The organism is Paraburkholderia fungorum, assembly GCF_046027605.1.
In the GTDB taxonomy this organism is placed as follows: Bacteria; Pseudomonadota; Gammaproteobacteria; order Burkholderiales; family Burkholderiaceae; genus Paraburkholderia; species Paraburkholderia fungorum_F.
Map to the genome: position 1 here is coordinate 360,257 of NZ_JAQQEF010000004.1, position 15,229 is coordinate 375,485.

The following is a 15,229-nucleotide window of genomic DNA, read 5'->3' on the forward strand; positions in this document are numbered from 1 at the left end:
GCTGACTCCCCCTTCGTCCATACGCAGAAAACGGCGCCACGCGGGCGCCGTTTTTTCTTTTGTGCTGCCCTTTGCAAGCTATCTAGTAAACCCGCCCCCTCCTTTTTACAGGGGAGGGGATAGGGGAGTGCTGGCAATCTGACACTTAGCTGTTTGATACGGCTGTCGTATGGAAAAGCAAATCCATCGTTCGAGATTTCAGAGGAGGTCGACTGAGGATCGCAGTGACAGGTTGAGACGTGACTAACAACATAAAAGTCTGCGTTGAGTTCGATACAAGCGGGCGTCGAGACGGTGGATCGAGATTGCCTGATTCACCCGCAGCGGCAACCGGCGTAGCCCTGTCTGAATAAGAGTATCGGGGTTTGCGCGTGAGTGTGAACTTAGCCGGCAGGACAACAGGAGACAAAAAGATGTTTCGCAAGACAAAGCAAGGGGACTGGGTGCAGAAACTGCCGAGGCTGACAATTCTCGCGGGCCTGGTGTCGGCCGTCATGCCGATCTACGCGCACGCGTTCAGGATCGACACTGGATCTTCTGACTGGGAAGTCAACTGGGATAACACCGTTAGCTACAACATCGGTATGCGGACCGAGGGCGTCGATCCGATGATCGGAAATAATCCGAACTTCGATGACGGGGACTACAAATTCAAGCACGCCGGCGACATTGTCACCAACCGGCTGTCGGCGGTGTCCGAGTTCACCGCGGCTTATCAGGGGTACGTCGGTTTCAAACTGTCGGGCTCGGCATGGAAGGATTTTGCTTACGGCAGCGGCGACGCGACGAACCCGGGCATGTATGCGCCCGGCGTCACCTATCAGTCGATCAGGGCCTATCCGAACGGGCAGTACGGCTCCTATACGAACCGATACTACGTAGAGGGCGCGCAGCTGCTGGATGGGTTCGCTTTCTACAACTCGGAGATCGGCGGCAAGGCGATTTATTTCAAGGCCGGGCAGTTTACCGAGTACTGGGGTAATTCCCTCCTGTCTCCCACCCAGGGCATTTCGTATGGGCAGGGCGCGACTGACGGGATCAAGGCACTTAACTCGCCGGGCACGCAGACCAAGGAACTGCTCCTGCCGCGTCCGCAGGTCAGCCTGACAGCACAGGTGACACCGCAGGTGTCCGTGTCGGGACAGTACGAACTCGGCTGGCAGGCGAATCGTCTTGGCACGGGGGGCACCTACCTCGAGGCGAACGACGCGGTTGCCCAGGGGCCATCGGGCCTCTTTGTTACGACGTTGCCAGGCGCGGTGCGTCCGCTGTTTGGTTTGCCGCCGGGCGGCCCGTTTGGGTATGTCATCCCCCAGGGCACGGCTAACACGCCGCCGCAGCTGGACAACAACTTCGGCCTCAAGACGAGCTGGACGCCGAGTTTCATGAACGGCGCGATGGGTTTCTATTTCCGCCGCTTCGACGAAGCGCAGCCTTGGGTGTTGTCGGACTGGAAGAGCTTCCCGGCGTTGCATACCTCCCTGCCGACCGACTACCACCTCGCCTATAACCGCGGCGTCCAGCTGTTCGGCTATAGCCTCGACACGACGATCGGCAGCGTGGCCACGGGATTCGAAGCATCCTACCGGCGCAATACGGCCCTCAACACCGCGCTGAGTTCGAACATAGCGACCCAGACGGAAGGCGCGAAGGGTGATGTGCTGAACCTGGTCGCCAATGCAATCGTGCCTTTGTCGCGTTCGCCCCTTTGGGATACGGGTACGCTGATTGCCGAACTGTCGTACACGCATCTCATGTCCGTGACTCAGAATGCGTCGATCTATAACGGTCTGGGTTATGGCGGCTGCCCCTCCAACAACAAGTGGGCGGGCTGTTCGACCAAAAACTATGTGGGCGCCGGCGTCGTATTCCAGCCGCAATGGCTTCAGGTGTTCCCGGGCGTGGATCTGAGTATGCCGACCTCGATCACGGGCGGCCTCTATGGGAACAATCCGATCAACCCTGGCCCAGCGGGCGGGGGGCAGGGCTTCTTTATCTACTCCATTGGCGTCCAGGCACTGATTCGCCAGAAGACCACGGTCACGCTGGCCTACAACGGCTATCACGCGCACGTAAATGGTACTTCGACGACCCCGAGCGGCTTGACCTATGACAACAGCGGGGCCGCCGGGCTGGTCGATCTCAACGACCGCCCGTGGGTGTCGTTGACGATTCAATCGTCGTTCTGATTCGCACCAACAAGATAGTGGAGACATTCATGAAGATCTGGATTCATCTGGCTGCTGCCGGTCTGGTGGCGCTGCACGGCGCCGGCGCATTCGCGGCGGTATCGGCAGACGAGGCCAAACAGCTCGGCACTACGCTGACCGCGTTTGGCGCCCAGAAGGCGGCGAGTGCCGACGGCACCATTCCGGAGTACACCGGTGGCCTTACCCAGGCACCGGCGGACTTTGTGCCCAATAGCGGCAAATGGCCCGACCCGTTCAAAGGTGAAAAGGCCGCCTTCAGCATCACCGCGGCGAACATGTCGCAATATGCCGACCAGCTGACACCGGGCGTGCAGGCGCTGCTCAAGCGGTTTCCCGACTACCGCGTCGATGTCTATCCGACGCATCGCACGATCCGCTATCCCCAATGGGTGCTCGACAACACGCTTAAGAACGCCACCAGCGCGAAGCTGACCGGCAAGATCGAGGGCGACGGCGTGGAGGGGGCATTCGGCGGGATTCCATTCCCGATTCCAAAGAACGGCTACGAGGTGATGTGGAACGCGCTGCTGAACTATCAGCGCACGCAATACGACGCGAGGAACGTGGGCGCCTTTCTGGTCGATACCTCGGGAGGACGCACCGATCTGCCGGTTCTGGATATTGTTGAATTCCGGCCGTACTACGACCGCGCGTTGGCGGGCAAGAACTTCACCGGGTCATATGACCGGCTGTGGGTGCAACAAAAGACCCCGCCGACGACGGCAGGAACGTCGATCCTGGTGGACTACCCGATTAACTATTCCGAAGCCGATCAGACGACCTGGGCGTATTTTCCCGCGCAACGTCGCACCCGCATGGCGCCCGACTACAAATACGACACCCCTGCGGCGAGCTACGGTGGCGTCACGTTCTGGGACGAGGCTGCGGTCTTCCGTGGCCGGATGGACCGGTTCGACTTCAAGCTGATCGGCAAGAAGGAAGTGTTCATTCCGTATAACAACTACAAGCTTTCGCAAATTCCGCCGGATGACCTGTTCGGACCCAAGCACACCAAACCGGATGCGGTGCGTTGGGAGCGGCATCGTGTCTGGGTCGTGGAAGCCACGTTGAAGGCTGATGCGCGACATGCGTATTCGAAGCGGGTCTTCTATGTCGACGAGGATAGCTGGGCATTCAGCGAATCAGACGGCTTCGGCCAGGATGGCAAGCTGTGGCGCGTCGGTCTCGACTATTCATTCAACTACTACGACGATGGCGGCGGCGTTTTCGCCACTTCGCTGGGCTTCTACGACCTGCAAAAGGGGAACTACTTTGTCGCCGGTACGGCTAGCCTGAGTGGTCCCATGCAAGTCCGTGTGGCCGAAAAACTGGAAAAGCCGATGCTGTTTACGCCAGCAGGCATGGCGGGAACCGGCCTCCGCTAATGCTCGCACCGCAGTCCGGCGGGTAGTGTACGGACTGCTTCCCGGCTGGATGGCGGCTGCACGCCGCCTCCGGCCGGGAGTGCAGGGACCCGATACGACATGATTGCGGATGCCTTGGAAAAGGCATCGGATGATCGAAGGTGAAACATGTTTCAGCAAACGTTTGTGGGCATCGCCCGCGGGAGTCTGCTGCTGGGCGCGCTGATGATGGCGAGCTCTGGCGGAGTCGCGGCGCAATCGTTGTCGGACACGAGCGCGCACCAGAGCGCGGGTGTGGTTTTGCACAAGGATCCGTTTGTCGATCCGCTGGATGAGGCTGCGGTGATGCACCGAAGCATCGCTGGGCGACCCCTGATGTCGGTCGTGCGTGCAGGGACGCGGCTTGTTGTGGCCGGCATGCGTGGCCTGATTGCGATGTCGGACGACAACGGCAAGACGTGGACCCAGGTGAGCTCGCCGGTCAGAAGCGATCTGCTCGCGCTGAGCTTTCCGACGGCGTTGGAAGGCTGGGCGGTCGGCCACGATGGCGTTGTGCTCCACACCGCCGACGGCGGTAAGACCTGGATCAAGCAGTTCGACGGCCGCATGGCCGCCACGGCGCTGATTGAAAACTACAAGACGCGCATTGCTGCCGGCGATGCCACGTTGCAACCCTACCTGGATCAACTGGTACTGAACTACAAAGCGGGACCGTCGCTGCCGCTTCTCGGCGTGGTGTTCCGGGATACGTTGCATGGATTCGCCGTCGGGCCGTTCGGCATGGCTATCGCGACTGACGATGGCGGGAAAACCTGGGCTCCCATTCTGGAGCGTATCGAGAATCCACAGTTTCTGCATCTGGACGCGATCCGTGAAGTGGCGGGCAAGGTGTATATCGCCGCCGAAAAAGGCACCGTCTTCTGGCTCGATCCGGACACGGGAAAGTTTCATCGCGTTGATACAGGCTATGCAGGAAGCTTCTTTGGCGTGACAGGCAACGAGGACGTGCTGCTCGCCTACGGGCTGCGCGGCACGGTCTATCGCAGTGCCGATCGCGGCGCCACATGGCGTGCGATGCAAAGTCCGCTGCATGGCACCGTGACCGGCGCGAGCTATGTGCCAGGGCTTCGCACTTTTGCGCTCGTGAGCAGCGCCGGTGAGATTGCAACCGCTGACGCATCGGCAAACGCGCTTCACCTTTCGAAGTCCACGCGGCCGACGCTCATCACTGCGGTACAGGCATTAGCGGGCAGCACGCTGGTTTTGTCAGGTCTCGATGGCGTGAGTTTCGCCGCGCTTCGGTAATCGCACCCGCTTCAGGATAAAGAATACAGGTATGTCACTGAACACTGAACGAATCGATTCAATGCCGGTTCTGAAGAACCGTGAGGATTTCGAATCGAAATCCGGCTCGCGCCTCGAGCGGCTCATTTTCAATCATCGGCTATGGATCGTCGTGCTGTGTGCGATCCTGACGGCGTTCCTCAGCTTTGAGGCGGCGAAGTCGACCGTCAGTGCGAGCTACGAACGGATGATGCCGCAGTCGAGCCCGTTCATCCGCAACTATCTCGAGAACATCGGCTCCCTGCGTGGCCTCGGCAACTCGCTGCGCATCGTGGTCGAAAACCGTAAAGGCAACATCTACGACCAGAAGTATCTCAAGGTCCTGCGGCAGGTCAATGACAAGATCTACGTGATTCCGGGCGTCGACCGGTCGTTCGTCAAGTCGCTCTGGATGCCGGTGGTACGGTGGACCGAGGTGACGGAAAACGGCTTCCAGGGCGGCCCGGTGATGCCGGACAACTATGACGGATCGGCCGGCAGCCTCGGTCAACTGCGCACGAACGTCGCGCGGGCCGGCATTGTCGGTTCATTGGTCGGCAATGACCAGCAGTCGAGCACGATCTTTGTGCCGTTGCTCGACCACTATGCGGATACGGGCAAACCGCTCGACGCGCGCGCGGTGTACGACGCAATCGAGAAGATCCGCGCTGAGTATGCCGGCGACGACATCAGCATTCACGTGATCGGCTTTGCCGAGGTGGTGGGCGACCTGATTCATGGGCTGATGCAGATCGCGGTTTATTTCGGTATCGCGGCGGCGATTGCGGCGGCGGTGATCTTCGCCTATACACGCTGCGTCCGGAGCACGGCACTCGTCATCTATTGTTCGTTGACAGCGGTGCTGTGGCAGCTTGGCATCGTTCGGCTGCTGGGCGTCGATCTCGATCCCTATTCGATTCTGGTGCCATTCCTGATCTTTGCCATCGGCGTATCGCATGGCGCCCAGAAGATGAACGGCATCATGCAGGATATCGGGCGTGGCACGGACCGCTATGTGGCGGCGCGTTACACGTTCCGCCGTCTGTTTCTTGCGGGGCTTACCGCGTTGCTGGCGGATGCGGTGGGATTCGCCGTGCTCATGCTCATCGACATTCCGGTGATCCGCGGCCTCGCACTTGCCGCCAGCGTCGGCGTGGCGGTGCTGATCTTTACGAATCTGGTGTTTCTGCCGGTGCTGCTGTCCTACACCGGCGTGACGCGCGCCGCTGCCACGCGCAGTTTGCGTGCCGGCGATCAGAACGCGCTTATCCGGCTGCTCATGCCGTTCACGCGCCGCCCCTATGCGTGCGGGGCTGTGCTGGTAGCGGGGATGCTCACGGCAGGAGGGCTGCTCATCGGCCAGCATCTGAAGATCGGCGATCTCGATCCGGGGGCGCCCGAGTTGCGCGCGGACTCGCGGTATAACCGCGACAACGCGTACATCACCGGCCACTATCGCCTGTCGACCGACCAGTTCGCGGTGATCACGAAGACGCCGCCCGGCGGGATCAACGACTTCAAGACGCTGATCGAAATGGACAACCTCGAGCAGCAGTTGCGGGATCTGCCGGGTGTGCAGACGACGACCTCAATCAGCAGTCTGAGCCGTCGCTACACGGCGGCGGGCTATGAAGGCGATCCGCGCTGGATGACCATCAGCCGCGATCCCGCCATATCGACCGACGCCGTCAACAACGCCTATGTCGCGAACCCTGAACTGGTGGATGGCGCCCGCGCTGTCGCACCCGTCGTCGCTTTCCTCGCTGACCACAAGGCGCAGACGCTGGCACGGGTGGTGAAGACGGTCGAAGCGTTCGCGGCCCAGCATAACGCCGGTGACCGCCAGTTCCTGCTGGCGGCCGGCAGCGCCGGGATCGAGGCGGCGACGAACATCGCGGTCGAGAAGGCCAACCGGATGATGCTGCTGCTCGTCTATGCCGCGGTCATCGTGCTGTGCTTCATTACGTTCCGTAGCTGGCGCGCGGTGGTGGTGGCCGTCGTGCCGCTCATCATTACGTCGATTCTGTGCGAGGCGTTAATGGTGATGCTCGGCATCGGCGTGAAGGTCGCGACCCTGCCGGTGACCGCGTTGGGTGTCGGCATTGGCGTGGATTACGCGCTCTACCTGGTCAGTGTTCAACTGACGATGCTGCGGCAGGGCGCTTCGCTCGAAGACGCTTACCGTGGAGCGCTCAGCTTTACCGGCAAGGTCATTGCGCTGATTGGCGTCACGCTTGCCGTCGCGGTGGTGACGTGGGCATGGTCGCCGATCAAGTTCCAGGCTGATATGGGCATTCTGCTTACCTTTATGTTCGTGTGGAACATGGTGGGCGCGCTCGTGCTGATTCCCGCGTTGTCATACTTCCTGCTGAATCATCGGAAGGTACCGCAGAGCGCGGCATCGCAAGTTCTCGCCAGAGAATAGCGCCACGCGCGACCGAGGCGCCGTCCCGTAACCGTTTGCAACGAGGCCGTTGCGCGAGGCGACGCCCGTGCGACGGCCTTTCCCGCACGCGGCAGGCACGGCGTCACCCTGACGCCGGTGCCGCGTCCGCCACTGGCATAGGGGCGACGCCCCCCCCCCCGGCATATTGGGCTGCGGCAACCCCCCTACATGGGAGGGGGGCATCCAGGCGGGAGGGTCCCTATCCTTCTTCCATGCCAACTGGCATGTCAGCACGTCAGAGGGTTACACGGCGTCCGTTACACGGCGTCCGCGAAGGTATCCGCAGCTGTTACGCATTTGCTTGAGTTTGCTTCGCGCGTCTGTCCGGCGCGATAGGCACAAAGAGGAAGGTTGTATGCGCTTTATCAGTCGGAGTATGGGCGGGGCCGCATTGATGCTCGCCGCAGGGGGGGCCGCGGCGCAGTCAAACGTGACGCTGTATGGGGTGGTCGATACGTTCGTCCAGTACCTGAATAACGGCGGAAAGACTTCGATCTCCGAGCGAAGCGGCGGCAGCACGGGGTCGATGATCGGCCTGAAGGGCAGTGAAGATCTGGGTGGCGGACTGAAGGCGATCTTCGATCTGGAAAGCGGTTTCACGGCGAACAACGGCGCATTTTTTGTCGATAGCAGCAAGCTTTTCGAGCGTCAGTCATGGGTCGGACTCGCGAGCGACCACTACGGCACGCTGACATTCGGGCGTCAATATCAGCCGAGTTTCTGGATCGCGTATTTCGCCGAGCCGTTCCGGGGCAACGAAATCTTGTCGCCGTTCTCGGCGGGCATCTTGCCGGTGGACAAGCGGACCCTGTCTACCCAATACCCGGCAGGGCGGGTGGATAACTCGATCTTGTACCGCTCGCCGGTCTTGGGCGGTTTCAAGTTTTATGCGATGTACGCGCTTCCTGACACGGTGACCCAGCCAGTGCCGGTCACTTCGGGCGATGTCCTCGATGTCGGGGTGACCTACGAAGGCTATGGGCTTTACGCAGGCCTCGCGTATCAGAACCAGCATGCGGGCACTGAAACGTTCCCCGGGCTGCCGGCTGCGCTGAATCTGCTGCCGACGGAGCACTTCACGGGCGCACTGGCGTACCGGCTGGGCATCGTGAATCTCCAGTTCATCTATACCTATGCCCGGCCGGGCAATGCGCCGGCGGGTTCGCCGGCGGCGCAGCTCAATGCGGGGCATTCGGTCAGCGTGGCCGAACTGGGCGCGACGATTCAGGCCACCGCGGCGGACGTGATCGAGGTGGCCGCGGTTGAGCGCAACGTGCGCGGCGCTCACGACAACACGGTTGGCATAGAGCTGGGCGCTGATCACAACCTGTCCAAACGCACGAGCGTCTACATGCGTGCGGGCTATATGAAGAACCACGGCAGCGCGACGGCGAGCTGGCCAGGGGTATCGGTGACCGGGACAGGCACGTCGCAGACCCTTTTCGCGCTCGGCATCATGCATCGATTCTGACGGGCACGCGCACGATCCGAGGGGGTGCCTGGTGGGGGCCGTTGCGTTGCAGAGGAGTCGTCCGATTGCGCAGCATCCTGAACGTACAAACGTAGAGAATGAGGAAGAAAGATGAAACTGCAAAACAAGGTAGCTGTCGTCACGGGCGCCGCTTCGGGCCTCGGGCTCGCCACCTGCCAGGCGCTGGCGGCGGCGGGTGCCACGGTGGTCGGCTTCGATCTGGACAAGACGAAGCTTGACGACGCGCTCGGCACGGGCATCAAAGGGATTGCCGTCGACGTGGCCGACGAAGCCAGTGTGAAGGCTGGCATCGATGCGGTCGTTCACGAATACGGTCATGTGCATATCGCCGTCAATTGCGCCGGCGTGCTCGGACCCTGCAAGACGATTTCGAAAGGCCAGCTTTTTCCGTCGGATCTCTGGAACCGCGTGATCGGCGTGAACCTGACGGGCACCTTTAATGTGATTCGCCATGCAGCGCTCGCGATGACGGCCAACGAACCGGAAGAGACCGGCGAGCGTGGCGTGATCATCAACACCGCATCGGGTGCGGCTCGCGGGGGGCAGATGGGGCAGGCCGCTTACAGCGCGAGCAAGGCCGCGGTGATCGGTATGACCACTCCCGTGGCGCGCGACCTCGCGGAGCACGGTATTCGGGTCGTGTCGATTGCACCGGGTTTGTTCGAGTCGGGCATGTCGGCCGGTATGCCGCCGAAGGTGTCGGACGGATTGATCGAGAAAATGCTGTTCCCGCGGCGCATGGGCAAAGCGAGCGAATTCGCAGCTCTGGTTCAGCACGTGATCGAGAACGCCTATTTGAATGCGACCACACTCGACATCGATTGCGGCACGCGATAGCCATGTCTCAGCGGTGGCGTGCGCTCAGAGTCGGCGCGTGCCGCTGCCCATAGAGAATCTCAGCAGGCAAGGAGAAGGTTGTGAAGATTTTAGTTGCAGTTAAAAGAGTGGTTGATGCGAATGTGAAGGTCGGCGCGAAGTCGGACGGCACGGGCGTCGATCTGGCGAATGTGAAGATGTCGATGAACCCGTTCGACGAGATCGGCGTAGAAGAAGCGGTACGTCTGAGAGAAGCGGGCGTGGCGACCGAAGTGATCGCCGTGTCGGCGGGTGTGACGCAAGCGCAGGAAACGCTGCGCACGGCGCTGGCGATCGGCGCGGACCGCGCGATCCTGGTCGAGTCGAACGAAGAGCTGCAGCCGCTGGCCGTCGCCAAGCTGCTGAAGGCGCTGGTCGACAAGGAACAACCTGGGCTGGTCATTCTGGGCAAGCAGGCGATCGACGACGATTCGAACCAGACCGGCCAGATGCTGGCTGCGCTGGCGAACCTGCCGCAAGCCACGTTCGCGTCGAAGGTTGTCGTGGCCGACGGTAAAGCTACGGTGTCGCGCGAAGTCGACGGCGGTGCGGAAACGCTGTCGCTGACGCTGCCGGCCGTGGTCACCACCGACTTGCGCCTGAACGAGCCGCGCTACGTGACGCTGCCGAACATCATGAAGGCGAAGAAGAAGCCGCTGGAAATCGTCAAGCCGGAAGATCTGGGTGTCGACGTCGCGTCGCGCCTGAAGACGCTGAAAGTCGCCGAGCCGCCGAAGCGCTCCGCCGGTGTGAAGGTGCCGGATGTGAAGACGCTGGTCGAGAAGCTGAAGACCGAAGCCAAGGTGTTGTAGTTAGGACCTGAGAGATAAAAAATGACGAATCTAATAATTGCAGAGCACGACAACGCGTCGATCAAGGCCGCGACGCTGAATACGATTGCCGCCGCGCAGAAGATTGGCGGTGATATTCACGTGCTGGTCGCAGGGCACAACGCACAAGCTGCAGCGGATGCGGCAGCGAAGATTGCTGGCGTGAGCAAGGTGTTGCTGGCCGACGCGCCGCAGCTCGCAGCAGGCCTCGCAGAGAACGTCGAAGCGACGGTGATGAACATCGCGAAGGATTACACGCACATCCTCGCGCCGGCGACTGCCTATGGCAAGAACATCGCGCCGCGTATTGCGGCGAAGCTCGATGTTGCGCAGATCAGCGAAATCACTGCAGTGGCTTCGGCTGACACTTTCGAACGCCCGATCTACGCTGGCAACGCGATCGCAACGGTTCAATCTCAAGATCCGATCAAGGTCATCACGGTCCGCACGACCGGCTTCGACCCGGTGGCGGCCGACGGCGGCAGCGCGACGGTCGAGAAGATCGAAGCCGCAGCGGATACCGGCCTGTCGCAGTTCTTGAGCCGCGAAGTGACGAAGCTGGACCGTCCAGAACTGACCTCGGCGAAGATCATCGTGTCGGGTGGCCGCGGTCTGGGCAACGGCGAGAACTACACCAAGGTTCTGGAACCGCTGGCCGACAAGCTGAACGCGGCGTTGGGCGCCTCGCGCGCAGCCGTCGATGCGGGCTTCGTGCCGAACGACTATCAGGTTGGGCAGACCGGCAAGATCGTCGCGCCGCAACTGTATCTTGCAGTCGGTATCTCGGGCGCGATCCAGCATCTGGCCGGGATGAAAGACTCGAAGGTCATTGTCGCGATCAACAAGGATCCGGAAGCGCCGATTTTCAGCGTTGCCGATTATGGTCTCGTCGGCGATCTGTTCGAGGTGGTGCCGGAACTCGCGAGCGAACTTTAATTGCGGGCATAGACAGGTTAACGACTACACAGTCCTGCACACCGACACGCCCCCCCACTCGTGGAGGGGCCATTCGAAGCCCATCACGGTACCTTTAAAGCGTGCGCAAAACTTGGAGTGGCGGCGGCACGCTTGCCTTCTTCAGCATTGCGCGATATCGGCGTGCGCGTCCATCAGCTGCAGTGTCCCGCGCATGGTGAAGCGCATGGCCCAGCAGACCCGTTGTCTGGACAAGCGGGTTGGTGCGCCGTGTAATACAGGACGTTGGCGTAGTCGGAGAAACAAATGGGTACTCGAGAAAAGTCGTTGCGCGTACTGGTTGAGAATTGGATGGGACCTGACGCGGCGAAGCATGCCCGCGTGACCCGTTTCAGTCACTCCCGCCGTAAGCAGTGGCGCTATGTGTGTGTGGAAGCCGATCGACCGTCAGGCACGCTGGCGTTCGTCTTCTTTCGTCACGACGAGGGATCGTGGTGCGTATTCCCCCCGGAATACAAGCGACCAACGATGAATATCGTACGAACCATCGCTTCGCCGGCCACGAGTCCTGACTGCGCAAGGCAATTTTCAGGCGACGAGGCTCTTTACGTCGCCTGAGCGGCCGGAGCGCCAGTGTTTGGCTCGGCAGCCGCTTGTGAATGCCAGCAATGCGCTTGGGCTAATCGATGCCGCAGGAAGCGGGACTGTCACAGGTCCGCGGCGCCGGTCGACGTTTTCCCAGATTAAAAAAAGTCGCGTGGCTCGCGTGAGACGCGACTTATACCGTTTTTATAAGCATGGAGACCTGGTTCAGTGTGTATCTCGACAGTCCTCGAAGATGACTTCGCCCCCAAGCGCGAGTCGATGCAATACGACGTGGTGATCGTCGGCGGCGGGCCGGCCGGCCTGTCCGCGGCGATCCGCCTGAAGCAGCTGGCACAGGAAAAAGGCGCGGAGATTGGTGTCTGCGTATTGGAAAAGGGCTCAGAGGTCGGTGCTCATATTCTCTCCGGCGCGGTAATGGACCCCCGCGCCCTTACCGAACTGATTCCTGACTGGAAGGAAAAAGGCGCGCCGCTGAATGTGGACGTGACCGAAGACCGCTTCCTGTTCCTGTCGAAAACCGGTTCGAAGAGCGTGCCGACCTGGGCTCTGCCGGGCAACTTCAAGAACCACGGCAACTACGTTGTGAGCCTTGCGAATGTCACGCGCTGGCTGGGACAGCAGGCCGAGGCGCTAGGCGTCGAGATCTTCCCGGGCTTTCCGGCTGCCGAAGTGCTGTACAACGACGACGGTTCCGTGAAAGGCGTCGCCACGGGCGATCTGGGCATCGGCAAGGATGGGCAGCAGACCGAGAATTTCCAGCTCGGCATGGAGCTGCACGCCAAGTACACGCTGTTCTGCGAAGGCGCACGCGGCCATCTCGGCCGTCAGCTGAACGACCGGTTCAAGCTGCGCGACGGTGTCGATCCACAGGTCCACGGCCTCGGCATCAAGGAACTGTGGGAAATCGATCCTTCGAAACATAAGCCGGGTCTGGTGATCCATACCGCCGGCTGGCCGCTGGAGAGCGACACCTACGGCGGCTCGTTCCTCTATCACCTGGACAACAACCAGGTGATGGTCGGCTTTGTGGTGGGTCTGGGCTATACGAATCCGTACCTGTCACCGTTCGAGGAGTTCCAGCGCTACAAGACGCATCCGGCGATCCGCGAGTTCCTCGAAGGCGGCAAGCGCGTGTCGTACGGCGCGCGGGCGATCACCGCGGGCGGCCTGATGTCGCTGCCGAAGCTGGTGTTCCCGGGTGGCGCGCTGGTGGGTGACGATGCGGGCTTCCTGAATGCATCGCGGATCAAGGGTTCGCATGCGGCGATCAAGACCGGCATGCTGGCGGCCGATGCGGCGTTCGATGCGGTGCAGGCGGGACGTCAGGCCGATGAACTCACTGCTTATCCGGAGAGCTTCAAGACCTCGTGGCTGCACACTGAACTGTATCGTGCGCGCAACTTCAAGCAGTGGATGAGCAAGGGGCTGTACCTCGGCACCTTGATGGTCGGTGTCGAGCAGAAGCTGCTGGGCGGCAACGTGCCGTGGACGCTGCATCACCAGCATTCCGATCACGAGATGCTGAAACCCGCGTCGCAGTGCAAGCCGATTGTCTATCCGAAGCCGGATGGGAAGCTGACGTTCGACCGCCTGTCTTCGGTGTTCATTTCGAACACCAATCACGAAGAGAATCAGCCGGCTCACCTCACGCTGAAGGACGCAAGCGTTCCCATCAACGTCAATCTGCAAATCTACGCAGGACCGGAAGCCCGTTTCTGTCCAGCAGGCGTGTACGAGTTTGTGAAAGACGAGAGCGACGACGACCGGCTTGTCATCAACGCGCAGAACTGTGTGCATTGCAAGACCTGCGATATCAAGGACCCGACGCAGAACATCGTCTGGGTCACGCCTGAGGGGGGCGGCGGTCCGAATTACCCGAATATGTAATCGGCACGTCGTGAAATGGGCCGCAGAATCAGGATGGCCGATTTCACGCGATTAACGCATTGGCGTCGTGTTCATCGCCTCGCCGAGCCATCGTTCTTTTCAAAGACATGACGCGATCATTCAGCTTTCAAACCGTTCCCACCATCGTCGTCGAGTTTGGCGCGGCGCGACGCCTTGGCGCGTTGCTTCGCGAGACGTATCGCTCCCAGACTCGCCTGTGCGTCGTTACCGACAGTGCACTGAAAAGAAGCGGGCTACTCGATCCGGCACTGAACGACTTGTGCGCACACGGGTGGCATGTGACGCTGGTCGACGATGTGATCGCCGATCCGCCGGAGCACATCGTGATCGAGGCGGCGAACCGCGCGCGCGCCGCCGACGCGGAGGTCATACTCGGGCTGGGCGGCGGCTCGTCGATGGACGTGGCCAAGCTGATTGCGATTCTCGTGCCTGGCAGTCAAACGCTGGCCGAGATCTACGGCGTCAGGAAAGTGACCGGCGCACGCCTGCCTCTCGTGCAGATGCCGACAACCGCAGGGACCGGCTCGGAGGTGACGGCGGTGTCGATCGTGACTACCGGCGAGACGACCAAGACGGGCGTCGTGGCGCCCCAGTTGTACGCGGACCTCGCCATCCTCGACGCTGAGCTCACGCTGGGGCTGCCACGGCACGCAACCGCCGCGACGGGCATCGACGCGATGGTTCATGCCATCGAAGCCTATACGTCGGTACACCTGAAGAATCCTGTTTCCGACATGCTGGCGATGAAGGCGCTTTCGTTGCTGTCGCGCAATCTGCTGCGTGCTTGCGACAACGGCAACGATCGCGCGGCGCGTGAGGCCATGCTGCTCGGTGCGATGTTCGCGGGGCAGGCGTTCGCCAATTCGCCGGTGGCCGCCGTGCACGCGCTCGCCTATCCGATCGGTGGCATTTTTCATGTGCCGCACGGTCTGTCAAACGCACTCGTGTTGCCGCATGTGATGAAATTCAATGTCGAGGCGGCTTCGCATCTGTACGCGGAGCTTGCCGACATTGTGGTGCCAGCCGCAGCCTGCAGCGACGAATCGAAGGCGTACGCGCTGATCGACCACATCGATTGTCTGATAGAGGCGGCAGGCATCGCGCGGACACTGCGCGAGGTCGGCGTTCGACTTGAGGACCTGCCACGCATGGCCCGCGACGCGATGCTGCAGACGCGCCTGCTTGTCAATAACCCTCGTCCCGTCGAGGAGGGCGACGCACTGGCGATCTACCGCGCCGCGTTCTGACGCTCGGCCCGCCAGTCTGCAACCTGAACGCAC

Annotated in this window: 10 protein-coding genes; all 10 read left to right on the top strand. The window is 61.3% G+C overall.

What is annotated here, in order from left to right; genetic code table 11:
• Positions 1-413: 413 nt before the first annotated feature.
• The 10 genes from PQR53_RS10160 (at position 414) to PQR53_RS10205 (ending at position 15,196) form a co-directional block, all read left to right on the top strand.
• Positions 414-2,189, top strand: coding sequence for a DUF1302 domain-containing protein (locus PQR53_RS10160; RefSeq protein ID WP_408452737.1), 1,776 nt, complete (start codon positions 414-416; stop codon positions 2,187-2,189).
• Between the two features lie 29 nt (positions 2,190-2,218).
• Positions 2,219-3,595, top strand: coding sequence for a DUF1329 domain-containing protein (locus PQR53_RS10165; protein ID WP_408226472.1), 1,377 nt, complete (start codon positions 2,219-2,221; stop codon positions 3,593-3,595).
• 147 nt (positions 3,596-3,742) lie between these two features.
• On the top strand, positions 3,743-4,879 hold the full coding sequence (locus tag PQR53_RS10170) for a WD40/YVTN/BNR-like repeat-containing protein (RefSeq protein WP_408226475.1): 1,137 nt from the start codon (positions 3,743-3,745) through the stop codon (positions 4,877-4,879).
• 31 nt (positions 4,880-4,910) lie between these two features.
• On the top strand, positions 4,911-7,322 hold the full coding sequence (locus PQR53_RS10175; RefSeq protein ID WP_408398015.1) for an efflux RND transporter permease subunit: 2,412 nt from the start codon (positions 4,911-4,913) through the stop codon (positions 7,320-7,322).
• 376 nt (positions 7,323-7,698) lie between these two features.
• A complete protein-coding gene (locus PQR53_RS10180) occupies positions 7,699-8,814 on the top strand; it encodes a porin (RefSeq protein ID WP_408398017.1) in 1,116 nt (371 codons plus the stop codon).
• 111 nt (positions 8,815-8,925) lie between these two features.
• Positions 8,926-9,672: an SDR family NAD(P)-dependent oxidoreductase gene (locus PQR53_RS10185; protein WP_408226484.1), complete on the top strand. Its 747-nt coding sequence runs from the start codon at positions 8,926-8,928 to the stop codon at positions 9,670-9,672.
• Between the two features lie 80 nt (positions 9,673-9,752).
• Entirely contained in the window at positions 9,753-10,502 is a 750-nt protein-coding gene (locus PQR53_RS10190) for an electron transfer flavoprotein subunit beta/FixA family protein (protein ID WP_408398019.1), read from the top strand.
• 21 nt (positions 10,503-10,523) lie between these two features.
• A complete protein-coding gene (locus tag PQR53_RS10195; protein WP_408398021.1) occupies positions 10,524-11,456 on the top strand; it encodes an electron transfer flavoprotein subunit alpha/FixB family protein in 933 nt (310 codons plus the stop codon).
• A gap of 843 nt (positions 11,457-12,299) precedes the next feature.
• Positions 12,300-13,928: an electron transfer flavoprotein-ubiquinone oxidoreductase gene (locus PQR53_RS10200; protein WP_408269227.1), complete on the top strand. Its 1,629-nt coding sequence runs from the start codon at positions 12,300-12,302 to the stop codon at positions 13,926-13,928.
• A 107-nt stretch (positions 13,929-14,035) separates the two neighbouring features.
• Positions 14,036-15,196 carry an iron-containing alcohol dehydrogenase gene (locus PQR53_RS10205; protein WP_408406173.1) on the top strand — a complete coding sequence of 387 codons (1,161 nt, stop codon included), beginning with the start codon at positions 14,036-14,038 and terminating at the stop codon, positions 15,194-15,196.
• Positions 15,197-15,229 lie beyond the last annotated feature (33 nt).

Excerpts from the sequence above, each read along its gene's own strand:
- PQR53_RS10160 (WP_408452737.1), top strand. The coding sequence starts at position 414 with ATGTTTCGCAAGACAAAGCAAGGGGACTGGGTGCAGAAACTGCCGAGG.
- PQR53_RS10165 (WP_408226472.1), top strand. The coding sequence starts at position 2,219 with ATGAAGATCTGGATTCATCTGGCTGCTGCCGGTCTGGTGGCGCTGCAC.
- PQR53_RS10170 (WP_408226475.1), top strand. The coding sequence starts at position 3,743 with ATGTTTCAGCAAACGTTTGTGGGCATCGCCCGCGGGAGTCTGCTGCTG.
- PQR53_RS10175 (WP_408398015.1), top strand. The coding sequence starts at position 4,911 with ATGTCACTGAACACTGAACGAATCGATTCAATGCCGGTTCTGAAGAAC.
- PQR53_RS10180 (WP_408398017.1), top strand. The coding sequence starts at position 7,699 with ATGCGCTTTATCAGTCGGAGTATGGGCGGGGCCGCATTGATGCTCGCC.
- PQR53_RS10185 (WP_408226484.1), top strand. The coding sequence starts at position 8,926 with ATGAAACTGCAAAACAAGGTAGCTGTCGTCACGGGCGCCGCTTCGGGC.
- PQR53_RS10195 (WP_408398021.1), top strand. The coding sequence starts at position 10,524 with ATGACGAATCTAATAATTGCAGAGCACGACAACGCGTCGATCAAGGCC.
- PQR53_RS10200 (WP_408269227.1), top strand. The coding sequence starts at position 12,300 with ATGCAATACGACGTGGTGATCGTCGGCGGCGGGCCGGCCGGCCTGTCC.
- PQR53_RS10205 (WP_408406173.1), top strand. The coding sequence starts at position 14,036 with ATGACGCGATCATTCAGCTTTCAAACCGTTCCCACCATCGTCGTCGAG.